Raw genomic sequence first — 24,759 nt, 5'->3', positions numbered from 1 at the left:
ATTATATATTATTGCTATAAAATTGTAAAGCTATTATTTTATCAAGTTTTTTTGTTATTGTCAATATAAATTTAAAAATAAAATATTGAAAATAGTTGCTAGAAATATTTGACAACAACTTGTCCTCACAAGTATAATTGAAATATGAAATATAAGCTACAGGGGTGGAGAAAATGGACAGAAATAATTTAGAAGCGAAAGTCTCACTTTGTGATGATTTTCAAAAAGAAGTTTCTCAAATTCTCATACGACATAAAAGTATTCTTGATATAATGACAAAATTAGATGAATATAATGCAAGAATCAATAGGGCAGTAGCTAAATCCGTGACTACTTGCGGGTGTTTAGAAATTAACGCACATAGGCAAAATTTTGATTCTGATTCCTTTGGAAAATTACCCTTAAGTGCTAAGTCCCATGTAGAAGGCAATATTTGTGATAGTTGCAGTGATGTACTTGAGGAAGAAATTGGATCATATATGTTTTATTTAGCAGCCTTATGTGATACATTGGAAATTAGTTTACAAGACGTATTGGAAAAAGAATTTGAGAGGGCGAGGACTTTAGGAATATATAGTTTAAAATAAAAATCATCTATTGCTGTGCTAAAGCAGCTTTTCTTAAAACTCATTTAAGTAAAATTTTTTGTTAATTAAGTGTAACTTTTCTATTAGTTATAATATTTAAGGGGTGGCATGCCACCCCTTAAATATTAAAAATATCATCAATTACATCCTTTAAGCTTTTCATCTCTATTATTTCTAAATTGTTTAATTTTAAATTCTTGATAAAACCCTTTGCAACGTATGCCTTGGCAAAACCCATTCTATCGACCTCCTTTAGCCTGGATTCTAATGAAGGCACTTTTTTTAATTCACCCGTCAACCCTACATCTGCAACAAATACCCTATCATTTGGTATCCCTACCTGAAAAACTGATGAGACAATGCTCATAATAACAGCAAGATTTGAGGATTGTTCTGTGAGCTTTATCCCACCAGTTGTTTTTATTACAACGTTTTTATCGTAAAGCTTTATCCCGCCTCTTTGCTCCAATATAGAAATTAATGTATTCAATTGCTCTCTATTCATGCATTCACTGATTCTTGAAGGATATGGTGTGAAAGAATTAGACACCAGGGATTCAACTTCCAATATTATAGCTCTTGTACCTTCTCTTACCACAGTAATGGAATTACCCGATACTATATCCCCTTTATCTCTCTTTGTTATAAAAAATGCCGAAGGATTATCAATGGATATCATCCCTTTTTCAGTCATATTGAAAAACCCAATCTCTCCTGTAGAACCATATCTGTTTTTAGTTGTCAATAAGGATCTTAATTCCTCACCGCTTTCACCTTCGATAAGTAAAACAGTATCAACTAGGTGCTCCAACGCTCTAACTCCTGCAATTTCGTCCTCCTTTGTCATCTGTCCAACCAGAAATACTGCTCTCGGTCTACTGGGATTCTTAGCAAGTTTAACAAGGCTATATGCACACTCCATGGTTTGAGTCGGAGAACCTGCTCTTGAATTTGGAAATTCATCCAATGTAAAGGTCTGTATACTATCTAAGATAATTAAATCCGGATCCGTCTCCTCTATATAATTTAGTACATTATCCATATTATTGTCTGATACCACCCATAGATTTCTATGTATATGTTCCAATATTCTATCCGCTCTAGCTTTAATTTGTGATTCCGATTCTTCTCCGGATGCATAAAGAACTTTATAACCTAAAAGAGCCAAATCATTTGCCACATGTAACAAAAGCGTGGATTTACCGGCTCCAGGTTTAGCTGTTAAAATAGTTACTGAATCCTTTACAATTCCACCTCCCATAACCCTATTGAATTCATTTATATTGGTCACAATTCTATCACTGTTGGTTGATAATACCTCATTTAACCTGCTAATGGTTTTTTTTGCATATGTTCTCCCTTTTTCCCCTGCATCAGGTTTTTCTTCCACTATAGTCTCAACCAATGTATTCCATGAATTGCATTCCGGACATTTCCCATAATGCCCCACGCTTTCATATCCGCAATTGCTGCAGATATAAATTTTTCTTTTTTTCATTCTAAGTTCCCCCATTTTAAGTTAAAAGCCTGTAGTAAAACTACAGGCTTTTACTGAATAGCAGCTCTTGGCCGTCATAATCTATTACAATGTCTTCTTCTTTTGATAGCTTGCCTTTGAGTATCTCTTCAGCAAGTTGATCTTCAATCATCTTCCTTATTGTTCTTTCTAATGGTCTTGCCCCATAAACCGGATCAAAACCGGTATTAGCTAAATACTCCTTAGTCTTTTCAGTGACCTTGATTTTTACATTCAATTTATCCATTTTCTTTTCTAAGTCCCTAATCATTATATCAACAATTTCTTTTATTTGTTCTTCTTTTAATTGATGGAAGACTATTACATCATCTAATCTATTTAAAAATTCAGGTCTAAATGTCCTTTTTAATTCTTCTGTAATTGTCTCTTTTATCCTTTCGTATTCTTCTTTGCTTTCATCGGCCGCTGTTGAAAATCCCAATACATTTTGTTTTTTCAAAGAGGTTGCGCCGACATTTGAAGTTAAGATAACAATTGTATTTTTAAAGTTCACTGTTTTACCTTTGGAATCAGTCAATCTTCCATCATCCAATATTTGTAACAAAATATTGAATACATCAGGATGAGCCTTTTCAATTTCATCAAACAATACTACTGAATAAGGCTTTCTCCTAACTGCTTCTGTAAGCTGACCGCCTTCATCATATCCCACATATCCCGGAGGGGAGCCTACTAATCTTGATACTGAGTGTTTCTCCATATATTCACTCATATCAATTCTAATCATAGCTTCCTCATCCCCAAACAAAGCATCCGCCAATGCCTTGGCCAGATATGTTTTCCCAACGCCGGTTGGTCCGACAAATATAAAGCTGCCAATTGGTTTGTTTGGATCTTTAAGTCCTACTCTCGCTCGCCTAACTGCATTAGAAACCGCATTTACAGCTTGATCTTGACCGATTACCCTTTCATGCAATATGCTTTCCAAATTTAATAATCTTTCACTTTCTTGTTCAGTCATCTTACTTACTGGAACGCCGGTCCAATCGGATACTATTTCAGCTATTTCATCATAATCAACTACCATATTTGTCGTTTGTTTTTCTTGTTCCCATTTCACTTTATTATTGGATAGTTCTTCTTTGATTTTTCTCTCTTGATCCCTAATATAAGCTGCTTGTTCATAATTTTGCGTATTGATTGCTTCCTCTTTTTCGTGCTGCAATTCTCCAAGTTTTTCTTCCAAATTCTTTAATTCAACCGGCGGTACATAGGCGTTTACCCTTTTCTTAGAAGCTGCTTCATCAATTAAATCGATTGCCTTATCCGGCAGGAATCTATCATTAATATATCTGCTGGACAATTCTGCAGCTGCAGTTAATGCATCATCGGTAATTTTAACCCTATGATGAGCTTCATACTTATCTCTTAATCCGTGTAAAATCTTAATAGTATCTTCCACCGATGGCTCTTCTACCATTATAGGCTGTAATCTTCTTTCTAAAGCTAAGTCCTTTTCAATATATTTTCTATACTCATCAATTGTAGTCGCCCCGACTATTTGGATTTCTCCTCTTGCTAATACAGGTTTTAATATATTAGATGCATCTATGGCACCTTCTGCAGCTCCCGCACCGACAAGAGTATGGATTTCATCGATGAAGAGTATAACTCCGCCTGAATCCTGCAATTCTTTTAATACCGATTTGAGTCTCTCTTCAAATTCTCCTCTATATTTGGCTCCGGCAACCATTCCAGGTAAGTCTAAAGTAACAATTCTCTTATCCTTAATAATTTCAGGCACCTTACCTTCAACAATTCTTTGAGCTAGCCCCTCAGCAATAGCTGTCTTACCTACACCCGGTTCACCTATCAAGACAGGATTGTTTTTGGTTCTCCTACTTAAAACCTGTACTACCCTCTCTATTTCTTTCATCCTTCCAATAACCGGATCGATTTTCCCTTCTGAAGCTAATTTATTAAGATCTATTCCATATTTATTTAAATTAGGTGTTTCGGATTTTTCCGCTTCCATGTTTTGGTTGTTATTTGCTTCAGTTATTTTGGCAATTACTTGTTCCTGAAGTTTACCAATATCTACACCAAGTCTTTGTAAAACAACTACAGCAACTCCTTCGCCTTCAGCTAATAACCCCAATAAAAGATGCTCTGTCCCTACATAATTATGACCTAAATTTCTTGCTTCCAAGAAAGATAATTCAAAGATTCTTTTGGTTCTCGGAGTAAATCCCAATAATTCCGAGACTTGATCTCCTTGACCTATCAATTTTACTACTTCTCTTCTTGCTGAGTCTAAATTAACTCCAAATTCTTGTAATACTTGTGCGCCAACACCTTGAGCTTCAGCTATAATTCCCAATAAAATATGTTCTGTTCCTACATAATTATGCTTTAGGATTTTAGCTTCTTCTTGTGCTAATAAAATGGCTTTTTGTGCTCTTTCTGTAAATCTCCCAAACATCGCCACAATTTATCCCTCCATATCTAAAAAATAATCTCTAATAATATTTGCTCTTATCTTATCCCTTTCCTCTTGGTCCATATCCTTGTTGCAGTCTTTTTGGATTGTAGCAGGCCTTATTTTTATCATAAGTTCTATTATTTTATCAAATTTTTCATCATTTAACAAATGTGCATCATAAGCCAATTTTACATTTGACAGATGATTCATTGCTTCTTTAGAATTTATTAACCTGCAATTTGACAATATGCCATAGGATCTAAACAATCTATCTTCTAACTCCAATCCTTTATTCTCCAGTAAATACTTTCTTGTGTTCCTTTCCCTTGTTACAACTTGAGTTATAATCTTATTTAATTTATCGATTATCTCTTCTTCCGTCTCCCCCAATGTAGTTTGATTGGAAATTTGATATAGATTCCCTATTGCCTCACTTCCTTCACCATAAATACCTCTTATAGTAAGCCCTACCTTTCTTAATGCTTCGACTAATGAATTTATATTGCCTGCCATTGTAAGACAAGGAAGATGCAGCATAACAGATGCTCTTAATCCGGTTCCGACATTTGTCGGGCATGCAGTTAAATAGCCCAAATCCTCACGAAAAGCAAATTCAAGCTCTGATTCCAAACAATCATCAATATTAGAACACAATTCCCAGCAATCCGTAAGGTTTAGTCCCGGTAACAGCGTTTGTATTCTTAAATGATCCTCCTCATTTATCATTATAGTGACTTTCTCGTCATCTCTTAAGAGAAAACTGCTTTTATCTATCTTTTGTACTAAATCAGGGCTTATCAAATGCTCCTCTATATATGATAACCTTTCTCTCGGAGTTAAATCTCTTATTCGTACAAATTTAAAATTCCAACTCATATAATTTTCCTTCATAGAATTTAGAATGTCATCGGTCAATTTATCCGACTCGCCAACAGACATATATAACGGAAAAGTATAGTTCGTTAGATTCCTTGCTATTCTGGTTCTGGAACTTACAACTACGTCTTGATGGAGAGTATCGTTATCTAACCATTTAGTCATTACATTCACTCCCAATACCTTGAAGTTTTTCTTTCACCTTTTTGATTTCATCTCTTATAATTGCTGCTCTTTCAAATTCTTCTTTTTTCACAGCATCTTCTAATTGAGTAGTTAAACCTTCGACTTCTTTTATCAAATTAAGTTTAGGTCTACTTGACTTAGGAATTTTGCCTCTATGTCTGCCATGTCCATGAATGCTCTTTACAATGGGTTTAAGATAAAGTGAAAATTCATCATAACATTTAGCACATCCTAATTTCCCCGTTTCTTGAAACTCTTTAAAACTCAAGCCACAATTTGAACATGTAATATCCGGTAAATTTTCTTCCTTAATCTCATTGTTACCAAATAAATTTGTAAATAATTTATTAAAAGAAAATTGATTATCAAAATCAAAATCGGTATTTTCCTTAGCACATATATCACATAGATGATGTTCTTCTATTTGCCCATTTACAATCTTTGTAAAATGAAAACTTGCAACTCTTTTATGACAGGATTCACACAACATACTAATCCCTCCTACTTTACTAAAATTAATAATATATTTTTGAGAATATCAGCTCTTATAGCATTTCTATTGTTTGGGTCGCTTCCCAGGGCTCTATCCCCCAATGCTGCCTTTATTATTTCTCCTTCTCTATTTGTAATTAAATTTTCCTCCATCAACCCATCTATAATATGATATGCTTTACTTTTCGTTATTGAATCTCCAATAGTATTCATTATTATATTGTTAATATCTTCATACTCTTCTATACTAACCTTTATTATCTTTATATACCCACCACCGCCTCTTTTACTCTCCACATAATAACCCTTATAGGGGGTAAATCGGGTTGTAAGTACATAATTTATCTGAGAAGGTGCACAATCAAAATACTCTGCTAATTCATTTCTTTGTATTTCAACAGTACCATTCGCTTCATTTATAAGTTCTTTAATAAATCTTTCAATCATATTACTAAGTCCGGGCATTGGCAATCCTCCTTTGACTTTGACTTTCCTTGACCTTACAATTAAATATTATGGGGTATCGATACCCCAATATTTATTAATATTCTCTAATTTTATTATATTCACTACTCGATTTTATCATACTCAAATTCCTATTCCCTCTAAATAGGGCTGCATCATAGGTGGTATCTATTATAACCCATTTATCATCTAAAAGAACTTCGTTCCAAGCATGATATTCCTCGATATCATTTTTATATCCTTTAACAAGCTTTGTATAAATGCCTTGTGACCTTAAAAGCCCTGCGAACAGAGCTGAATAATCATAACATATACCTTTTTTATCTTGTAGTATTTTCCCTAAATCAGGTACATAATCATCGGGTATCACACTCATCTTATAATTATCATACTTAATATTCTCCACCACATAATTGTAAATTGCTTCAACTTTTCCCAATTCAGAGGAAGAATCCTTGACTATTTCATTTCCCAATTCTATAACTGATTTAACTTCATTCCAGTATACAGGCTGACTAGACGAAAGAAATACATCCAAGTTATCATTATTTATGTTTAAATTTGATTTTTCAATAACTTTATATTTATTACCTTCAACATTTTGTAAAATTTTAACTATATAAGTGCCTGCTCCTAACTGAACCGGTATATGTTCATTCGCATTTTTTAAACTATAGTAGTATACATCGCTGTCCTTTTCTACCATAATCCGCATATTGCTTCCATATTGAGGGCTTTCTATTTCTATTATTTTATCATCTAATAAACTTACATTGTATGATGATGCATAAGCCTGTCCAACATTTAATATGCAAACAGTAAAAATTAATACAAAGCCAACAAATCTTTTTTTATACACATAAACTCTCCTTTCGGTAACTGGCTGCCATTTCAGGCCCTTTAGTTTTGCGTCCTTAGGTTTCCCTAAGTTTGCCTTTATCGTTTTACAGTTTACATTAAAGATGTAGCTTCTCTTGCTTATATAATAACATTTTTTAATACAAAAATAAAGTATTTTTTTTAATTTACTAAAAATACCCAACCTGAAGTTTTAGGTTGGGTACGAAATAATTAATTATTTTCTTTTTCTGCTTTAGCTTCAGCAATTATTTTTTCTGCGATATTGCTTGGTACTTCTTCATACCTTACAAATTCCATTGTGAAACTTCCTCTGGCCTGCGTCATTGATCTTAAATCTATTGCATATTCAAACATTTCTGCGTGAGGTGCCTCAGCTATTACAATTTGAGAACCGTCTGCTTGCTGTTCCATGCCCAATATCCTACCTCTGCGTTTGTTCATATCTCCCATTACATCTCCCATATAATCTTCCGGGATATTAATTTGAACTTTAACTATAGGTTCCAATAATATAGGTTTAGCAGCTTCTATACCCTTTTTAAATGCCAAAGATGCAGCAATCTTAAATGCCATTTCGTTTGAGTCAACCGGATGATATGATCCATCAAACAAAACTGCTTTCACATTTACAACCGGATATCCGGCAAGCACTCCATGGTCCAAAGATTCTCGAATTCCTTTTTCAACTGCAGGAAAGAAGTTTCTTGGGACTGCGCCGCCAAAGACTTCTTCTTCGAAAATAAAATCCTCAGTAGTAGGTTCAAACCTTATATGGACATCACCATATTGACCTGCCCCACCGGATTGTTTCTTATGTTTTCCCTGAACGGATGAAGTCCCTTTAATGGTTTCTCTATATGCAATCTTTGGGCTTTTAAGGACTACATCCACACCAAATCTATTCTTTAACTTATCTACAATAACAGCCAATTGCATATTCCCCTGCCCGCCGATTAAAAGCTCTTTTGTTTCTGAATTCCTTTCCAGAACAAATGTAGGGTCCTCTTCTGTCAGTCTTTGTAATGAAGTGCCTATCTTCTCTTCATCACCTTTAGTCTTTGGTTCAACAGTTAAAAATAAAGTTGGCTGCGGATACTCTATTCTCGAATACTCAATTCCAAAATTTTTATCCGTTATACTATCTCCGGTTTGAGTATATTGCAATTTAGATGTAGCAGCAATATCCCCCGCTAATACTTCCTGAACTTCTATTTGATTTTTTCCTCTTAACACAAAAAGTCCGCCAAGTTTCTCTGACCTTTCCTTATTTGGATTATAAATTTCCATATCCTTTGTTATTTTACCGGTTAAAACCTTAAATATGGATAATTTACCAACAAAGGGATCCGCTATAGTCTTGAAAATGATTGCTGAAAAAGGCTCTTTTGAATCTACTTTTATTTCTATTTCCTTTTCATCCTTAATTGCTTTAATAGAACCTACTTCTGCAGGTGATGGAATATATCTTTCCACAACTTCCAAAAGAAAATCACACCCCATTGTTTTTTCCGCAGACCCAACTATTAGAGGTACTAAATCGCCCTGTGATATAGCAATCTTTAAACCCTTTGATATTTCATCGGGAGTAAATTCTTCCCCTTCAAAATACTTCTCCATCAATTCTTCATCAGATTCTGCTACTTTTTCCATCAAACCTTCTCTTATTTCTTCAATCTCAGATGCTAGTTCATCAGTTAAACTTATTTCTTTTCTTACATTTCCATCATATTCATAAGCTTTGCCGGTGATAACGCATGCAAAGCCCTTAAAATCATTGGATTGACCTATTGGCAATGCAAACGGTACGATTTTATCGCCAAACTTTTCCTTTAGTTCACTTAATAACTTACCGAATTGAACATTATCCTTATCCATTTTATTGGCAAAGATTATTCTCGGTTTATTGTGTTTTTCAAGAATCTTCCAAGCTTTTTCGGCACCTACTTCGATTCCTGAAGAGGCATCAATCAGTAATACTGCGCCTTCACTTGCTCTTAAAGCACCATAGGTTTCTCCAACGAAATCAAAATACCCGGGAGTATCCATGATATTAAATTTAATGTCACTTAATTCCGTCGGCACAACAGTCATTCCTATGGAAACCTTACGAGCGATTTCCTCTTTATCAAAATCAGATACTGTATTGCCGTCATCTACTCTGCCTTGCCTTTTTGTAACACCTGTTGAAAATAATACTGCTTCAGTTAATGTTGTCTTACCACTGCCTGAGTGCCCCAGTAAAGCGATATTCCTAATTTCATCGGTTTGATATGTTTTCATTATACCTTTTCCCCCTAACCAACATTATTATTTAAAGATTTAAAATCCTTATTTGCTCTGAAACTTCTTAATTTTGCCATTGTATTATATCCAAAAGCACCGTTCGATACACTTTTTGATTATATCATGAAAATATTCTAATATCAAAGTATTATTTTAACTTAACAATTAAAAAGTGCTTAAAACCTATAGCTTGACCTCTCTCAATTGTGCATCGTGAACTTTGAATTATATCCTGTTTAATTCCTGTTTTATATCTCTCCAATTTGGATAGAATTGGTCCATTAACCTTTGAAAAAACGGTCCATGCCCTCTCTCTACTAAATGCATTATTTCGTGCACTACAACATATTCCAAACAATGGGGGGCTTTCTTTGAAAGCTCTAAATTTATCCATATTCTTCTATCCTTAGTATTGCAGGTACCCCATCTTGTTCTCATCTGTTTTACACCAAAACCCTCGACCTTTTCTCCTATTATTTCCTCCCATTTTTCTATTAAAGGTGGAATCTCCTCTTTCAATTCCTTTCTATACCATTCCTTCATGATCTTTTCTCTTTGCTCTTTAGACGAACCCTTCTTCACATACAAATCAATATTTTTTTTGTTTCTAAGTTCAGCTTTAGTTGATCCTTTATCTATTTCAATTACATTCAACGAGTAGGGTTTCCCAAAAAAATAATGAATCTCCCCTGTTGTATAATCAATTTCTTTAATTTTCTCTAAACTTTTGAATCTAAATATTTGATTTTGCAGCCAGTCGATTTTAGATAGGACAAATAACCTTAAGGCATCATCATTTACATATATTGGAGAAGAAATCTTTGCCTTCCCATCTGGAGGATGAACCGATAGATGTATGTTTTTAATGTTTTTTCTCGTTACTTCTATCTCTATATCATTAACAATAATAGTTGACATACTACTCTCCTTTATAAACTTACTCTGTTAATAATATTATACAATAATTCTCCCTTTATTCATAAAGAAAAAAGTAGTGGCCATCCACTACTTCAATTTAATATTTGTTTTTAAATTTGGAAATTTTATATAATATGGCCCTTCTACATAAAGATGTCTTGGTTTAAGATAATTATCTACGTCTTTCTCATCCATTCCCATTCTAATGAGGTCATCCTCATTTATCGTTAATTTATGTTTAAAAGTATAGTGATAAAATTCATCCTTCCAACTCTCTTCTTTGCTTAAATCCACCCTTTTCCCCTTTGAATCCCTTGTTTCAAAGTCAATATCAGTAGAATAGGAGGTATAAGAATGTTTGAAAGTTATCTTTTTACCATCATCAACAATCGTTTTAGGACCAATGATATTAAAGTAAAATCCCGTTTCACAATACTCTCTATCCTTACTGTCATCTTCTTTTATAATAAGGCTTATGCCATCATCTTCTTTTATCATCTCTTCTATTATAATTTTATTTCCCTTGTAATCAATTGTCTGAGGCAGATTGTCGTAATCTATATTGTATATATCATATCCCCTTTTTTTATAATCATAGGTATTTACTATTAAGTCTATATCCTTTGGATCTTTGAGATAAAGACTTTGGATATGAAAATCGCCATCTTTAGAACCATAATCATAATCTATTCCGTTTAAGCTATAACTCAATTCGGATCTTTCGTATGTTTTAAAACCCGATTTCACCAAAAATGTTATATCTCCTATTAAATAATCTTCTTTTTTATTAAATTTTTCTAGGGTATAGTCAATAACTGTTGTTGTGGGAGCCAATATTACTTTGTTGATAGTGAGCTTATTTCCATCTAAATCAATATCCTTATTTACCATATACGTTTTAGACTCAATTTGTTTAACGGGAATGGAAATATCCCAATTCCCATGGATTACTTCCCTATCTTCTATTCTTGCTATATCAGGAGAAAAAAAACGTGTTAATCTATTTATGTGTATCCCTATATCTCCTTCATCCTTCGATATGGGATTTGTACTTATCATTAATTTTACGGTATTTTCTTCCTCTGAATATAGAGGTGTATTCCTCCAAATCGGAGGAATACCATCATTATAATGTTCCACATCGGATATATTTCCGCTCAACAATATAGACCGATTCTCCTCTCCTCTGCCAAACATATCAGGAACATATCTTTCATTCCCGGTTAAATCCTCTATCTTTAAGAGAATGATGGTGTTTACTTCATCCGCTATTACGCCTTCGGCAGTAATCTTTATATCCTTATCTATTGTTGATATATCCAGCTTTTGACCTACATTATTTTCAATTAGTTCTTCCCATGCACCCATTGGTTTTTCACTTGATTTCTTCCAATCTTCAATAAATCCAAATATATCTGCGGCAAATACGGTCACTACAAAGATTAGAGACAATGCTATTGCTATAAATCCTGTCCTTGTAATTCTTCTAATAGGCTTATTTTTAGCTGCTTTTACGTCCAATTTTATATCTTTATTTGTATCTACTTTTTTTGAATTATCTATTAAATAATCTATTGTTGATTTATATTCGTCATATTCTTTTTTGCAACCAATGCAGCTATTTAAATGCATGTTTATCTCAGCTTCTTCATCCCTATCCAATTCTCCGTCCATATAATCAATCAATTTCTCCATTACTTCTTTACAATCCATTTACTCTACCTCCTTAAGTAGAATTTTAAGATCCCTTAAACCTCTATAAATTCTGGATTTAACAGTTCCTAAGGGGATGTTAAGTATTTTTGATATCTCCTCTTGGCTATATCCGGATATATATTTTAAAACGATGACTTCCTTATAAATGTCATCAATTGAATTTATCTCTTGGAAAAATTCATAATTATCATTGTAAGTGTTCTTAAGTATTATTTCTTCTTGTAAGACTTCTCCTTTTCTGTTTCTAAGATTTTGCCTGCATTCATTTATGAGGATAGATATAAACCATGTTTCAAAATACTTAATTTCTTTAAGGCTTGAAATGTTTTCATATACTTTTAATATGGTGTTTTGAAATATATCTTCAAGCTTGATTATCTTCATCCCCTCCTCTCACTAATTAGATGAATAAATATAACATAAAGTTCCCGATTGCACAAAAAAAGTGCCATCTAATTAGATAATGACACCTTCAGTATATTTATTTTAATAATATTCTTTTGTTTCAATGGGTAATCCCTTTTTCTTTAATCTATTTTCCACTATGTCTTTAATTATTGAGTAAACAAACACAAATAGGGGTACTCCAATCACAAGTCCAATAAAGCCTAAAAACTTTCCTGCCACAAGCAATGAGAACAAAATCCAAAATGCGGATATTCCTAATGAATCTCCTAGTATCTTTGGTCCGATTATATTTCCATCTATCTGTTGTATTATAAATATGATGAGTAAAAACCAAAGTGCCTTAGTAGGGGATACGAACAATATAATAAAGAACGATGGTACAGCCCCAATAAACGGTCCAAAGAAAGGTATGATGTTTGTAATTCCTACTATAAAAGATACCAATGTAACATACGGCATTTTAAATATTTTAAGAACTATAAATGTAAGTATGCCTATAATAGTAGAATCTACTATCTTTCCCCCTAAAAATCGTCCAAATATGGTATCTCCCCTTCTCGTTAACTCCATCAATCTATTGGCTCTTTCCTCACTAAACATTGAAAAAGTAATTTTCCTGCATAATGCTAAAAACTTTTCCTTCTCAATGAGTAAATAGATTGAAACTATAACTCCAAGAGCAATATTCCAAATGCTTGAAAATATGTTTTTTAACACATTACCGAATTTAGGAATTAAATCCGTTGCAAAATTTATTATATAGTTAACAAATTCATTCCATTTTTCAACAATCAAGCTATAATATTCCTCACGAATGTTCAATTGGTTGGTATATTTTAATACTATTTTGCTTATATTTGCAAAATAACTAGGTATGTCGGTTGCAAGTCCAACAATAGATGAAATTAATTGAGGTAAAACAAAATTTAAAAATAAAAAAACAAGAAATATAACAATTGCATATGTCACAAAGAGACTTAATATCCTTTTAACATTCTCTTTCATCTTTTTCTTAAATAATTTATCAATTAATCTAACTTCGACAAACTCTAGGATAAAATTTATTAGATAAGCCAAAGACAACCCAATAATAAATGGTTGCAAGATGCTCAAATACTGACTGACCTGTATCCTAAAGACATTAACTTCAGATGCAATTAGATAAAAAACAGTACTCAACGCTAATACTATAAAAGTATAAACGGCAATGGTGGTATATTTAGTATTCCAATTTACTTTCATATAATATTATCCTCCGATATATTTGATAGCTAAGATATCACCTTTTCGAAACAAAAGGATTATCCTTAATATAATATCTCAATAAATAATCTTTTCCCTTTTCTGCGTAGTCTATATTGACTCTCTTGGTCTTAACAATTTGCTCTTTAGGTATTGTAGGAGCATCTTCAACCCATATTCTCTCATCATTTACCAAATAAGCTCCATATAATCCTTCCTTTTTAATATTAAAAGCCATAACAAATTTCGCAGGTCCATTGGTTAAATTGATTATTTCTTTTTTGGAAGGATTTTTATAAGGTTTCTTATATCTATTCTCATACATATACTCTATGCCATCTATAGGCTCCAGAGCTCTGATTAGCACTGCTCCGAGAGTGCCCTTCATTTCAGTAACTATATTGAAGCAAAGGTACATTCCGTAAATCGTATATATATAGATATGTCCCCCTGCCTCATCTATAATCCTTGTTCTATTGGTCAAACCCTTATTGAAATGAGCTCCTTCGTCTTTGGCATTTATATAGGCTTCCGTCTCTACAATTATACCTCTATAAATTTTGTCATTTTCTTTATAGACTAGAACCTTGCCAAGTAAATCCCTAGTCACTAATATAGTGTTCCTTTCATAAAAATTTTCCTTTAGTCTCATCAAATCTCCCTATCAAATCCATGATATCTAGTACCTTGGAATATTAAATTTCCCCTATCTCCTTCTACAAGCATGCCATATTCTTTTGATGGTACTTTAAATTCCAATCTGTCTCCGCTTTGCACCTCAAATGTTACATAATAAGTGGTATCAGTAGAGCTGCTAACATGCCCATTATGATTGTGAGTATCTACAGAATTATGAGCTCTTTTGGATACTATTTTTGCATCAACATTTAAAATAGGTTGCTTATTATTAGAATTCCATTCCCTTGCGCCTTGTATAATCCTATATATTATTATTCCAAAGAATAATAGGAAAAACAAAGGAAATATAAAATCTACAAAATTTGTAACCGAAAACATGTCCATAATATCCCCCCTATTTAATCAATCCAACTCTACTAAATGGAAAAAATCTAAAAAAAGCTTTGCCTTTTATTTGATTATAATCTATAAATCCAATGGATCTGCTATCCAGACTATATTCCCTATTGTCGCCTAAAACAAAGACTTTGTTTTCCGGTACCTCCAAAGGAAACTTCAAGTTTGACTCTTCAAATGTTTCTCCTTTGAAAGTATAACCTTCTTCTAATTTTCCATTTATATATACTGCTCCATCCCTAATATCAAGCTCATCACCGGGGATTCCTATGACTCTTTTTATCAAATTATTTTTCTTAATGACACCTGTAAATCTGTAGCTTATATTATCCTTGATATCATTAAATTCATTTCTCATATTGACAAATAATCCTTTTTCAGTGTTTACTTTGCTTAGTATTACTACGTCACCCCTTTTTGGTTTGCCTAAGATATATCCTATCTTATTTATAATCACCCTATCATTTTCTAAAAAGGTCGGCTCCATTGATTGTTCTTTGACCTGAGTTAATGAACCAATATTGGAAACAATAAATAAAGCTATTATAAATGCAAATACCACAGCAAATAACCACTCAAAGATTTCTTTTAGAAAAGAGAATCTTTTTCTTCTTTTTGTTACTTTAAATAGCATATAAAAATGCCCTCCTCTTATGTAATAAACTTTAAGTAAATATTAATGAACTAATTATACCATAATTTTTCGTCTTATAATCTATAATTTATATTACATTTAATAGATATATCCTTACAATATTTAGGGTATATAGTATATAGTATATAATAAATAATATGATATACAAATATATTGGAGGTGCAATATGGAAAGCTTATTAGAGAAAAAATGTATCCCTTGCAGTATAGGAGACATACCTTTGAGCCCTGATGAAATAGATGAATATCTTGAGAATTTACAAAACGGCTGGAAAGTAATTGAAGACAAAAAAATTGAAAAAACCTATAAATTTAAGAATTTCAAGGAAGCACTGGACTTTACAAATAAGGTAGGAGAACTGGCAGAAGCCGAGGGCCATCACCCTGATATATATCTTGCTTGGGGTAAGGTAATTATCTATCTATGGACTCATAAGATTAATGGACTCCACGAAAATGACTTTATAATGGCTGCAAAAATAGATAAAATAATAAAATAAAGTATTTTAAGGAGGCCTGAGGCCTCCTTATCTTTAAATCCGATTGTTATCAATCCAATTCATGAATAAACAATCCACTTCTTAGTTTTGGTTCAAACCAAGTTGATTTGGGAGGCATTACCTCTCCTTTATCTGCTATATCAATTAAATCATTGATACTAGTTGGATACATAGAAAACGCCGCCCTCATTCCTTCATCCACTCTATTCTCGAGTTCACCTAAACCCCTGATTCCCCCTATAAAATCAATCCTATCACAAGTTCTTGGATCAGTTATACCCAGTATAGGATCTAATAAATAATCTTGCAGTATAGAAACATCTAATCCTTTCAGAGGGTTTTTTTCATCAATTAAGTTTTCCTTTGCAGTAAGTATATACCATTTAGTGTCAAGATACATACCAAATTCATGTTTCTCTCTTGGCTTAAAAGACCCATCTCCCATATATTCTTCAACAATAAAGTTTTCGCTTATCTTTTTCAAAAACTCCTCACTTTTATAGCCATTTAAATCTTTAACAACTCTATTATAATCCATTATTTCAAGTTGATTGCTTGGAAATAGCACTGCTAAGAAATAATTAAACTCCTCGTTGCCAGTATAATGCGGATTTGCATTCCTCCTATTTAATCCCACCTTTACAGCTGATGCTGCCCTATGGTGCCCATCTGCAATATAAAGAGAATCCACATTCTTGAAAAGATTTATTAATTTCTCAATAATTTCATCCTCTTCAATTTTCCATCCTATATGCGCAACCCCATCATCAGATATGAAATCAAATATAGTTGTATTGTTCTTTTTATAGTCCTCAATAACCTTGATGATTTCCATTTTATAAGGGTAAGTCAAAAAAATTGGTCCTGTATTGGCATTTGTAGTATCAACATGTTTTATCCGGTCTATTTCCTTATCCTCTCTTGTAAATTCATGTTTCTTAATTTTATTTTCAATATAATCATCTATTGAAGCACAAGCAACTAATCCGGTTTGCTTGTTTTCATTCATTTTTTGTTCATAAATATAAAGGGATTCTTTTTTGTCTTTATCCAGAATACTTTTTTCTATGAAAGTATCCAAATTTTCTTTTGCTTTTTTATATACCCTTTCATCATATATATCAATGTCCTCTTCTAGGTCTATTTCTGCTTTATCAATGTGTAAAAATGAATAGGGATTATCCTTTACAAGCTCCTTGGCTTCTTCTGAACTCAACACATCATATGGAAGGGCAGCTACTTTCTCTGTTAAATCATGTCTTGGTCTTACCGCCTTGAAAGTTCTAATATTTACCATCTATCCCACCTCTTTTAGAAAAATTTACATGGCAATGCTTTTATCATAACGTTTTCTTAATAATTTCTACAATTTCTTCACCTATTTTCTCTTGAGCTTCTTTTGTAGATCCTGCTATATGAGGAGTCAAAGATATTCTCTCATGTGTATAGAGTTTTTCATTTTTTACTGGCTCGGTTTCAAATACATCTAATCCTGCTGCAGCAACCTTCCCCGAATCCAAGGCTTCAAGCAAAGCCGCTTCATCTATAAGCTTTCCTCTGGCAGTATTGATTATATATACTCCGTCTTTCATCTTTGAAAATTCATCCTTACTTAACAGATATTTTCCATCGGATGTTGACGGTATATGAAGTGAAATAAAATCGGAATTTCCCAACAACTCATCGAAGCTAACATATTTATATGGAATTTGCATTTTAGGTCCACTCCTATTTGTATATATTACATTCATTCCAAAAGCACCGGCTCTTGCAGCAACTTCTTTGGCTATTCTCCCCATGCCAATTAATCCCAATGTCTTGCCGCTCAATTCTACTCCCTTATATTGTTTTTTATTCCACTCACCCAATCTCATTGTGTAATTGGAAATAAAAGAAAATCTCGCAATATTTATCATATGTCCCATGGTAAGCTCAGCAACAGATACACTGGAAGCATTTGGGGTATTTCTAACTTTTATTCCATTGGCTTCTGCATAATCTTTATCTATATTATCGATTCCAACTCCACCCCTAATTATAAGTTTGAGTCGGTTTGTTTTTAGGGCTTCATCAATTATATCCTTTCTAACTTTTGTAGCAGATCTAACAACTAAGCAATCAAATTCTTTTACTTTTTCCTTTAACTCATCTAATTCATAAAATTTTTCTACAACTTCATAGTCCAAATCCCTTAATTTTTGAACCGCACCCTTTTCCATACCATCAGTTACCAATATTCTAAACAATTCAATTCCCCCTTATATCAACTTGGATTATCTGTTTTTCATTTCAAATTCTTTCATAAATTCAACCAATGCTTCAACGCCCTCTGTAGGCATAGCATTATATATTGAAGCCCTCATTCCTCCAACAGCTCTGTGTCCCTTTACGTTTGCAAAACCTTTTGACTCCGCTTCTTTAGCGAATTTACTATCCAAATCTGCATCCCCTGTTATAAAGGTTACATTCATCATTGATCTGTCATCTTTAGATACTGTGGATTTAAACAATTTACTTTCTTCCAAGTAAGAATATAACAAATTTGCCTTGTTTTTATTTATTTCTTTCATTCCTTCTAATCCGCCCAAATCCTCAAGCCATTCCAATACCAATTTTAATATATAAATCCCATATGTCGGAGGAGTATTGTACATGGATTCATTTTTAATCTGAATGGAATAGTCAAGCATAACAGGGGTTCCCGGTAATGTCTTACCTGCTAAGTCCTCCCTGATTATAACAACTGTGAGTCCTGCCGGTCCCATGTTCTTCTGTGCGCCGGCATAAATCAGCCCATATTTAGAAACATCAACGGGCTCTGACAATATACAAGATGACATATCAGCAACTATAGGCACACTTCCTGTCTTCGGTATGTATTTCCACGTTGTCCCATAGATTGTGTTGTTTGTACATAAATGCAAATAGTCTGCATTTATATCTAAATTTAGTTCTTTTTGAGTTGGAATTCTGCTGAAGTTTTCATTCTTTGTTGAGCCGGCAATGTTTATTTTCCCATATTTAGTAGCTTCTTCATATGCCTTTTTTGAAAAATTCCCGGTAATTACATAATCAGCCATTCCGCTTTTCGTTAGAAGGTTCATTGGAACCATAGAAAATTGCAGAGTTGCTCCGCCTTGAAGAAATAAAATTTTATAATTATCCGGAATACCCATCATCTTTCTGAATCTACTTTCCGTCTCTTTTATAATTTCGCCATATACCTTGCTTCTGTGACTCATTTCCATAACTGACATTCCCGTATTGTTGTAATTTAACATCTCTTTACTTGCTTTTTTGAGCACTTCCACCGGAAGCATTGATGGTCCTGCTGAAAAGTTATAAATTCTATCCATTCATATCTCCCCCTATATAAGATTTTTTCACACTATATTATATATACCCAACATGAGTCGGAAATTAATAAATATTTTGATTTTTCATTGCTTTTGATATTCAAATGATTTTTGCATTATCTTCTAATTTTCACATATAAATTTAATAAAGTTCTTAATGGGGTGATTCCTTGACTAAAAACGGATTTGTATATGGGTCAACAGTTATGTTGATTTTAAATATAGTAAATAGAATAATTGATTTTGTATATGATGTATCATTATCAAATATTCTTGGAGCAGAGGCAATAGGATGGTTTCAAATAGGGCTTTCAACTTTAATGATTTTTAATACTATCACCACATCAGGCATACCAACATCTATAACTAAACTCGTTGCTGAAGAAAATTCTAAAGGCAATAAGCAAAATGTCGAAAATATATACAGATCAACCATTGTATTCAATTTTTTCGTATCCCTTATTCTCGCTACAATACTTTTAATTTTTTCCGACTCCATTGCAATTAAGGTATTTAAAAACGAATACTTGCTTTATGGAGTATATTCCTTAGCTCCTGCTATTATAATTCTTTCCTTAAGCAATGTCTTTAGAGCTTATTTCTACGGTATGAGAAATGTAATATTTCCTAGCATAGCACAGATAATTGAACATTTTGCAAGATTTATAATTATAATCGGAATTCTCATGTTGATTAAACCGGTAGAGCCTATACATGGTACAATGATAGCATTATTCGGAATAAGTATTGGAGAATTTTTTGACCTTCTATTTTCATACGTCTCTAAAAAGAAACATTATACATACAAAATAAATAGCCCCAATAAAGATAACAATAGTTTCATGCTATTATCAAAGATTTTGCTAGTATCATTTCCATTGACAGTTTCAGGTTTATTGGAAGTATTATTAAACTTTTCTAATACTCTTCTTATACCTTCCAGACTTAATGCGGCCGGATATACAATAAGTGAATCTATTGCTACCTTGGGAAGAATAAATGGCATGGCAATGCCCTTAATAGGTTTATCTTTTATGTTTACATCATCTTTGGTTACTAATCTCATACCCAGTCTATCGGAGCAAATGGTGCTAAAAAAATACAACGATATGAGAAATGATATTAGACTGGCTATCAAAGCTACTTTCCTTATGTCAGTTCCTTTGATGTTTGTTTACGTTTTCCTTTCAAAGCCTTTAGCTATATTCTTATACAACGATCCTATTGTGGCAGACTATATTCATATAATGGGATATGGTACTATCCTTCTAGCATTACAGCATATCTTATCGGGAATCTTATATGGGCTAAATAAACATGTTGCTGCGACCTTTAATAGGTTGTTTATGATGATACTGAATGTAATACTTATATATTTCTTGGTTGGAAATCCCAATTTGGGCATAAATGGGTACTTTATATCCTTTTTCATATCACATATTGTTGTAATATTATTGAATATAGCTACTTTAAAAAAGGTAATAAGATTAAAATTGGATTATTTCGATATAATCGGAAAGCCATTCATTGCATCTGTATTTATGATTGGATATATTAAAATGACTACCTATGATTTGAGCCATCTTCAAAATGGAAATTTATTTGCTTTTATTTTTTGTTTAATGATTGCCGGCTTATCCTATATATTTGTTTTAATCTTAACTAAAGCTATACCAAAAGATTTTTTAAAGAGGATTTTAAAATCAAGGTGAAAATACACCTTGTTATTTCATCACGCAAATGTATTATATCACTTGTAGATATTGTATCGTCAACAAATATTAAATATTTTCAGATAATCATTAAAATCAATTTACAATATCCTGTATTTTGTAGTATAATGAATTATGAGGATTAACACAGGATAGTATAAAATAGAAAGGATGAAAAATTTGTATAAAATTAATGATTATCATCTTCACCTAGGTACAAGCAGCTCAGGAGCAACTCATACAGTTGAGGACTTAATTGCCTATATGGATAAATTTAATATTGAACGCTGTGGTCTGTCTACTATTAACAATGTTCTGACAAAGCCATTAAATGATATAATTGCAAAATGTGTTGCTAAATATCCTGATAGAATTATTGGTTATGGTGTTATTAATCCACGTGAGGAAAATGCTATTTATGAGGTACATCGTTGCCTATCAGAATTAGGTTTGAAAGGCATAAAAATGCACTCTTGGAAACATGGCTATTATCCGGATAATTTAAAAAGTTTAGATGCTGTAATTGATGCGATCAAACCTTATAATGTACCAATCCTCACTCATACCGGTGGCACTCCGTTATCTATGCCTAGTCAGTGGGCTTTAGTTGCTGAAAAGCATCCCAAACAGATATTTGTGTTTGCACACATAGGAATGTTCAATGGAGGATACAGTTGTGTTGAATATGCAAAAAAACTCGATAATATATATGTTGATACTTCAGGACAATATGAATTACCGATTCTTAATAAGGCAATTAAAGAATTAGGTTCGGAAAGAATTTTATTTGGTACAGATTGGCCTTATAAATCAGCTGAAGCTGAAATGGTAAAATTTAATGACTTGAATTTATCTGAGAAAGACAAAGAGAAAATATTTAGAACAAATGCTTTAAAGGTATGGAATTTAAATAAATAGATAAAATTTATATAATCACAATAATTTATTAAATAAAATACTATCTGTGTTATTTTAATCCTCATGAATATAAATTATTCAATGGAATGTATGTTTTATACCCTTCTGCTTTATTTAATAATAATCACAAAATTAAACATAAATTTCATAAAATAGAATAAATTAAATTTGTTAAGATAATAAGTATTTTGTCTGCCATCAAACAATTATAAATTTAACTATGCAATTAGTCCCTAATAATAAATGTTCTTGATTGTAATGTTAATTTAAAATAGAAAAAGATGGCCTCACGACTTATGATATGATACCTCCAAAATAGACAGTCTAATTAATTAAAGATTAGATTATCTACTTGGAGGTATTTTTATAGGAAGAAAATCAAAGTTTAGTGGGAAAGCAAATATTAAAGCTTGTGAGGATTATGAAAAAGAAAATGGAAGTTTTGCCAGTATTGCTGAAGAGATTGGAACAACAAAAGGAACAATACGAATATGGTATCTTAAATACAAAGAATATGGCCCCGATGTATTCGAAACATCAAATAGAAATAGATCATATGCAAAAGAGTTTAAATTATCAGTAGTTGAAGAATATATCTCTGGTAAAGGTTCTACAACAGATTTAGCTGTCAAATATAATATAGCTGTAGGGATGCTCAGTGATTGGGTTAATAAATGGTATAATGGTATAGAGATGTAGCTGAGTTTTCACTTCCTGGAGATAATAGAAAACTCTATTTAAATCCAATTATGGATTTATACGACAATAGTATTATTGAATATAAAATATCCTTTAAAAATAATAACCAATTAGTATTTAAAATGTTTGATAGAACATTTAAAAAACATCCTGAAGCTAAATCAATATTTCATAATTACAGGGGTTTTCAGTATACTAGTAATATCTTTAAAAGTAGGATAGAAAAAGCAGGCATGACTCAAAGTATGTCTAGAGTAGGTAAATGTATTGATAATGGGCCTATGGGGGAGTTCTCTGGTGCTTTAAAAACTAAGATGTATTATGGTAAATCTTTCAAAACACTGGAAGCTTTAAGGGAACGGATAATTGAATATATTAAATTTTATAATGAAGAAAGATTTCAAAAAAGATTAGGGTGCATGGCTTCGTTAGAATATAGAAACCATGTACCCTAATGTACATAAATTTTTTAATTGAATTGATTGTCTACTTGACAAGGGTCAGTTCAACTTATGAAAACCATCTTTATAAATAATTTACGAAAATCTTATTAAATTCTTTCCCAATTCTATATTTCCGATTTCTTTTATATCCTTTTATAAAAAATTTACTTTATTAAAGATAATAAAAATTCTATTCAATACCTAATATTTTATTAATATGCACAATGCCATTTTTACCATATTCAACTAATTTCTCTACTTCCACCAAATCATTTAAACGCATGGAAAGTAATTCCAGAAAAATTGTTAAATTCATACCTGATATAACTTGGACATTATTACATGCAATATAAGCTGCCTGATTACTTGGAGTCCCACCATATAAATCTGCTAAAACAACAGCCCCATCCCCTATATCAACTTTTTTTATCGCATTGCTTAATTTTATTCGGAAATCTTCTGGACTATCATCTACATTTAATTCTACAGACACTACTTGAGCTAATTCCCCAAATAAAACTTTTGCTGAATCTAACATGCCTTGAGCCATTTTTCCATGACTAATTAACACAATTCCAACCATATTTTTACCTAAACAGTATTTATATCCTGCTATTTCCTTTCTATTAAATATATATGTCCTAATAATGATTCTATAATTTCCTATATTTGGCTAAAACTGTTTCATAATCTTTATCTTCCCTAAAGAGTGCAGAAGTTCCTAGCACAAAACCATCCACACCTTTTTGTGTCAAAGTTTGAATTATTTTATCTGAAATTGCACCATCCAACATTATTTTAAATCCATAATCCTTGCGTATTTTAATAATTCTATCAATCTTGTCATTTACATATTGTAAATAAACTTGTCCTGAAAATCCTGGGTTCACAGTCATTATCATAATATAATCGACCAAAGGTAATAACTCCTTAACAGTTTCAATTGAAACATCAGGACTGATTGCAATGCCAGGTGCTATTCCTGCTTCTTTAATCCGTAAAAGCGTTTTTGATATATGAAAACTACTTTCTGGATGAATGTAAATAATATCTATATTTAAATCAATATAAATATCACAAACAATCTCAACATTACTTACCATTAAATGTACATCTACGGGTTTTTTTGTATTTCTTTTAATACACTCAACATCGTAAGGGCTTAATGCCATGTTAGGTACAAAAACACCATCCATGATATCACAATGAAACATATCTGCTCCAGCTTCATCAAGAAGTTCAACTTCTTTTTTAAGATTGTCAAAATCAGCACACATCATAGAAGGGCAAAGTATCTTTTTCATAGTAATCTCCTCTATACTGTAAATTTAAAAATTATTTTCATTTGTTTATTTAATTATTAATCAAAATGTCTAAGGTTTTATTATCATGTTAATTTCAACCTAAATTAGTTTAGGAGAAAAGAGTATATTATTTCTAACGTTAGAA

25 protein-coding genes, 1 pseudogene and 1 riboswitch are annotated in these 24,759 nt (G+C 32.2%); of the genes and pseudogenes, 7 read left to right on the top strand and 19 right to left on the bottom strand.

Annotated features, from left to right (window positions below; all coding sequences use genetic code 11):
• The first annotated feature begins 173 nt into the window (after positions 1–173).
• A complete protein-coding gene (locus tag H8707_RS07330; protein WP_262429487.1) occupies positions 174–587 on the top strand; it encodes a nucleoside triphosphate pyrophosphohydrolase family protein in 414 nt (137 codons plus the stop codon).
• A 118-nt stretch (positions 588–705) separates the two neighbouring features.
• On the opposite strand, the gene radA is transcribed toward H8707_RS07330, so the two are convergent.
• The 14 genes from radA to lepB form a co-directional block, all read right to left on the bottom strand.
• Positions 706–2,085, bottom strand: coding sequence for a DNA repair protein RadA (gene radA / locus H8707_RS07325; protein WP_262429486.1), 1,380 nt, complete (start codon positions 2,083–2,085; stop codon positions 706–708).
• A gap of 40 nt (positions 2,086–2,125) precedes the next feature.
• Positions 2,126–4,552 carry an ATP-dependent Clp protease ATP-binding subunit gene (locus tag H8707_RS07320; protein WP_449406487.1) on the bottom strand — a complete coding sequence of 809 codons (2,427 nt, stop codon included), beginning with the start codon at positions 4,550–4,552 and terminating at the stop codon, positions 2,126–2,128.
• 3 nt (positions 4,553–4,555) lie between these two features.
• The gene (locus H8707_RS07315) at positions 4,556–5,587 is read right to left on the bottom strand and encodes a protein arginine kinase (RefSeq protein WP_262429485.1); all 1,032 of its coding nucleotides are present in this window, start codon (positions 5,585–5,587) and stop codon (positions 4,556–4,558) included.
• Positions 5,580–6,098: a UvrB/UvrC motif-containing protein gene (locus H8707_RS07310; protein WP_262429484.1), complete on the bottom strand. Its 519-nt coding sequence runs from the start codon at positions 6,096–6,098 to the stop codon at positions 5,580–5,582. Before H8707_RS07310 ends, H8707_RS07315 begins: the two co-directional genes overlap by 8 nt.
• A gap of 11 nt (positions 6,099–6,109) precedes the next feature.
• Positions 6,110–6,565, bottom strand: a complete 456-nt coding sequence (locus H8707_RS07305; RefSeq protein ID WP_262429483.1) for a CtsR family transcriptional regulator — start codon at positions 6,563–6,565, stop codon at positions 6,110–6,112.
• 76 nt (positions 6,566–6,641) lie between these two features.
• Positions 6,642–7,424 (bottom strand): transglutaminase-like domain-containing protein, encoded by a 783-nt coding sequence (locus H8707_RS07300; RefSeq protein ID WP_262429482.1) that lies wholly within the window; start codon positions 7,422–7,424, stop codon positions 6,642–6,644.
• A gap of 12 nt (positions 7,425–7,436) precedes the next feature.
• Positions 7,437–7,510, bottom strand: a riboswitch (cyclic di-GMP riboswitch).
• 126 nt (positions 7,511–7,636) lie between these two features.
• Positions 7,637–9,706, bottom strand: coding sequence for an elongation factor G (gene fusA / locus H8707_RS07295; RefSeq protein WP_262429481.1), 2,070 nt, complete (start codon positions 9,704–9,706; stop codon positions 7,637–7,639).
• A gap of 228 nt (positions 9,707–9,934) precedes the next feature.
• The gene (locus H8707_RS07290) at positions 9,935–10,627 is read right to left on the bottom strand and encodes a M48 family metallopeptidase (RefSeq protein WP_262429480.1); all 693 of its coding nucleotides are present in this window, start codon (positions 10,625–10,627) and stop codon (positions 9,935–9,937) included.
• Between the two features lie 87 nt (positions 10,628–10,714).
• On the bottom strand, positions 10,715–12,340 hold the full coding sequence (locus H8707_RS07285; protein ID WP_262429479.1) for a DUF4179 domain-containing protein: 1,626 nt from the start codon (positions 12,338–12,340) through the stop codon (positions 10,715–10,717).
• Positions 12,341–12,727, bottom strand: coding sequence for an RNA polymerase sigma factor (locus tag H8707_RS07280; RefSeq protein WP_262429478.1), 387 nt, complete (start codon positions 12,725–12,727; stop codon positions 12,341–12,343).
• Positions 12,728–12,829: 102 nt separating this feature from the next.
• Positions 12,830–13,993, bottom strand: a complete 1,164-nt coding sequence (locus H8707_RS07275) for an AI-2E family transporter (protein ID WP_262429477.1) — start codon at positions 13,991–13,993, stop codon at positions 12,830–12,832.
• A gap of 37 nt (positions 13,994–14,030) precedes the next feature.
• Entirely contained in the window at positions 14,031–14,645 is a 615-nt protein-coding gene (locus tag H8707_RS07270) for a DNA-3-methyladenine glycosylase (RefSeq protein ID WP_262429476.1), read from the bottom strand.
• Positions 14,645–15,016: a DUF2500 domain-containing protein gene (locus H8707_RS07265; protein WP_262429475.1), complete on the bottom strand. Its 372-nt coding sequence runs from the start codon at positions 15,014–15,016 to the stop codon at positions 14,645–14,647. Before H8707_RS07265 ends, H8707_RS07270 begins: the two co-directional genes overlap by 1 nt.
• Before the next feature lie 10 nt (positions 15,017–15,026).
• The gene (gene lepB / locus H8707_RS07260) at positions 15,027–15,662 is read right to left on the bottom strand and encodes a signal peptidase I (RefSeq protein WP_262429474.1); all 636 of its coding nucleotides are present in this window, start codon (positions 15,660–15,662) and stop codon (positions 15,027–15,029) included.
• A gap of 187 nt (positions 15,663–15,849) precedes the next feature.
• Here lepB and H8707_RS07255 point away from each other — a divergent pair, with 187 nt between their 5' ends.
• Positions 15,850–16,182, top strand: coding sequence for a 4a-hydroxytetrahydrobiopterin dehydratase (locus tag H8707_RS07255; protein WP_262429473.1), 333 nt, complete (start codon positions 15,850–15,852; stop codon positions 16,180–16,182).
• A gap of 49 nt (positions 16,183–16,231) precedes the next feature.
• Here the strand turns inward: H8707_RS07255 and H8707_RS07250 are convergent, their stop codons facing one another.
• The 3 genes from H8707_RS07250 to serC are packed head-to-tail and all read right to left on the bottom strand — an operon-like array spanning position 16,232 to position 19,538.
• Positions 16,232–17,479 (bottom strand): DUF1015 domain-containing protein, encoded by a 1,248-nt coding sequence (locus tag H8707_RS07250; RefSeq protein WP_262429472.1) that lies wholly within the window; start codon positions 17,477–17,479, stop codon positions 16,232–16,234.
• 43 nt (positions 17,480–17,522) lie between these two features.
• The gene (locus H8707_RS07245) at positions 17,523–18,428 is read right to left on the bottom strand and encodes a D-2-hydroxyacid dehydrogenase (protein WP_262429471.1); all 906 of its coding nucleotides are present in this window, start codon (positions 18,426–18,428) and stop codon (positions 17,523–17,525) included.
• A gap of 27 nt (positions 18,429–18,455) precedes the next feature.
• Positions 18,456–19,538, bottom strand: a complete 1,083-nt coding sequence (serC, locus tag H8707_RS07240; protein WP_262429470.1) for a 3-phosphoserine/phosphohydroxythreonine transaminase — start codon at positions 19,536–19,538, stop codon at positions 18,456–18,458.
• A gap of 170 nt (positions 19,539–19,708) precedes the next feature.
• On the opposite strand from serC, the gene H8707_RS07235 reads away from it, so the two are divergent.
• The 5 genes and pseudogenes from H8707_RS07235 to H8707_RS07220 all read left to right on the top strand — a co-directional run.
• Entirely contained in the window at positions 19,709–21,250 is a 1,542-nt protein-coding gene (locus tag H8707_RS07235) for a putative polysaccharide biosynthesis protein (RefSeq protein WP_262429469.1), read from the top strand.
• A gap of 180 nt (positions 21,251–21,430) precedes the next feature.
• Positions 21,431–22,168 (top strand): amidohydrolase family protein, encoded by a 738-nt coding sequence (locus tag H8707_RS07230; RefSeq protein ID WP_262429468.1) that lies wholly within the window; start codon positions 21,431–21,433, stop codon positions 22,166–22,168.
• 421 nt (positions 22,169–22,589) lie between these two features.
• Positions 22,590–22,751 carry a hypothetical protein gene (locus H8707_RS07225; protein ID WP_262429467.1) on the top strand — a complete coding sequence of 54 codons (162 nt, stop codon included), beginning with the start codon at positions 22,590–22,592 and terminating at the stop codon, positions 22,749–22,751.
• Between the two features lie 11 nt (positions 22,752–22,762).
• The gene (locus H8707_RS15260) at positions 22,763–22,867 is read left to right on the top strand and encodes a hypothetical protein (protein ID WP_394354652.1); all 105 of its coding nucleotides are present in this window, start codon (positions 22,763–22,765) and stop codon (positions 22,865–22,867) included.
• Positions 22,864–23,322, top strand: a pseudogene (locus H8707_RS07220) (transposase); the annotation flags it as partial. The gene H8707_RS15260 and the pseudogene H8707_RS07220, both read left to right, overlap by 4 nt.
• Before the next feature lie 178 nt (positions 23,323–23,500).
• Here H8707_RS07220 and H8707_RS07215 read toward each other — a convergent pair.
• Positions 23,501–23,893: a PTS sugar transporter subunit IIA gene (locus H8707_RS07215; RefSeq protein ID WP_262429466.1), complete on the bottom strand. Its 393-nt coding sequence runs from the start codon at positions 23,891–23,893 to the stop codon at positions 23,501–23,503.
• A 70-nt stretch (positions 23,894–23,963) separates the two neighbouring features.
• Positions 23,964–24,614 carry a ribulose-phosphate 3-epimerase gene (locus H8707_RS07210; RefSeq protein WP_262429465.1) on the bottom strand — a complete coding sequence of 217 codons (651 nt, stop codon included), beginning with the start codon at positions 24,612–24,614 and terminating at the stop codon, positions 23,964–23,966.
• Positions 24,615–24,759 lie beyond the last annotated feature (145 nt).

Origin of the sequence: Paratissierella segnis, assembly GCF_014385195.1 — a bacterium.
Classification (GTDB): Bacteria; Bacillota; Clostridia; order Tissierellales; family Tissierellaceae; genus Paratissierella; species Paratissierella segnis.
Note: the sequence above shows the minus strand (reverse complement) of the source record. Positions and strands in the feature narration are given on the sequence as shown.

Excerpts from the sequence above, each read along its gene's own strand:
- H8707_RS07310 (WP_262429484.1), bottom strand. The coding sequence starts at position 6,098 with ATGTTGTGTGAATCCTGTCATAAAAGAGTTGCAAGTTTTCATTTTACA.
- H8707_RS07315 (WP_262429485.1), bottom strand. The coding sequence starts at position 5,587 with ATGACTAAATGGTTAGATAACGATACTCTCCATCAAGACGTAGTTGTA.
- H8707_RS07270 (WP_262429476.1), bottom strand. The coding sequence starts at position 14,645 with ATGAGACTAAAGGAAAATTTTTATGAAAGGAACACTATATTAGTGACT.
- fusA (WP_262429481.1), bottom strand. The coding sequence starts at position 9,706 with ATGAAAACATATCAAACCGATGAAATTAGGAATATCGCTTTACTGGGG.
- H8707_RS07225 (WP_262429467.1), top strand. The coding sequence starts at position 22,590 with ATGAAAAAGAAAATGGAAGTTTTGCCAGTATTGCTGAAGAGATTGGAA.
- radA (WP_262429486.1), bottom strand. The coding sequence starts at position 2,085 with ATGAAAAAAAGAAAAATTTATATCTGCAGCAATTGCGGATATGAAAGC.
- H8707_RS07265 (WP_262429475.1), bottom strand. The coding sequence starts at position 15,016 with ATGGACATGTTTTCGGTTACAAATTTTGTAGATTTTATATTTCCTTTG.
- serC (WP_262429470.1), bottom strand. The coding sequence starts at position 19,538 with ATGGATAGAATTTATAACTTTTCAGCAGGACCATCAATGCTTCCGGTG.
- H8707_RS07210 (WP_262429465.1), bottom strand. The coding sequence starts at position 24,614 with ATGAAAAAGATACTTTGCCCTTCTATGATGTGTGCTGATTTTGACAAT.
- H8707_RS07280 (WP_262429478.1), bottom strand. The coding sequence starts at position 12,727 with ATGAAGATAATCAAGCTTGAAGATATATTTCAAAACACCATATTAAAA.
- H8707_RS07215 (WP_262429466.1), bottom strand. The coding sequence starts at position 23,893 with ATGGTTGGAATTGTGTTAATTAGTCATGGAAAAATGGCTCAAGGCATG.
- H8707_RS07250 (WP_262429472.1), bottom strand. The coding sequence starts at position 17,479 with ATGGTAAATATTAGAACTTTCAAGGCGGTAAGACCAAGACATGATTTA.
- H8707_RS07290 (WP_262429480.1), bottom strand. The coding sequence starts at position 10,627 with ATGTCAACTATTATTGTTAATGATATAGAGATAGAAGTAACGAGAAAA.
- lepB (WP_262429474.1), bottom strand. The coding sequence starts at position 15,662 with ATGCTATTTAAAGTAACAAAAAGAAGAAAAAGATTCTCTTTTCTAAAA.
- H8707_RS07285 (WP_262429479.1), bottom strand. The coding sequence starts at position 12,340 with ATGGATTGTAAAGAAGTAATGGAGAAATTGATTGATTATATGGACGGA.
- H8707_RS07305 (WP_262429483.1), bottom strand. The coding sequence starts at position 6,565 with ATGCCCGGACTTAGTAATATGATTGAAAGATTTATTAAAGAACTTATA.
- H8707_RS07255 (WP_262429473.1), top strand. The coding sequence starts at position 15,850 with ATGGAAAGCTTATTAGAGAAAAAATGTATCCCTTGCAGTATAGGAGAC.
- H8707_RS07275 (WP_262429477.1), bottom strand. The coding sequence starts at position 13,993 with ATGAAAGTAAATTGGAATACTAAATATACCACCATTGCCGTTTATACT.
- H8707_RS07330 (WP_262429487.1), top strand. The coding sequence starts at position 174 with ATGGACAGAAATAATTTAGAAGCGAAAGTCTCACTTTGTGATGATTTT.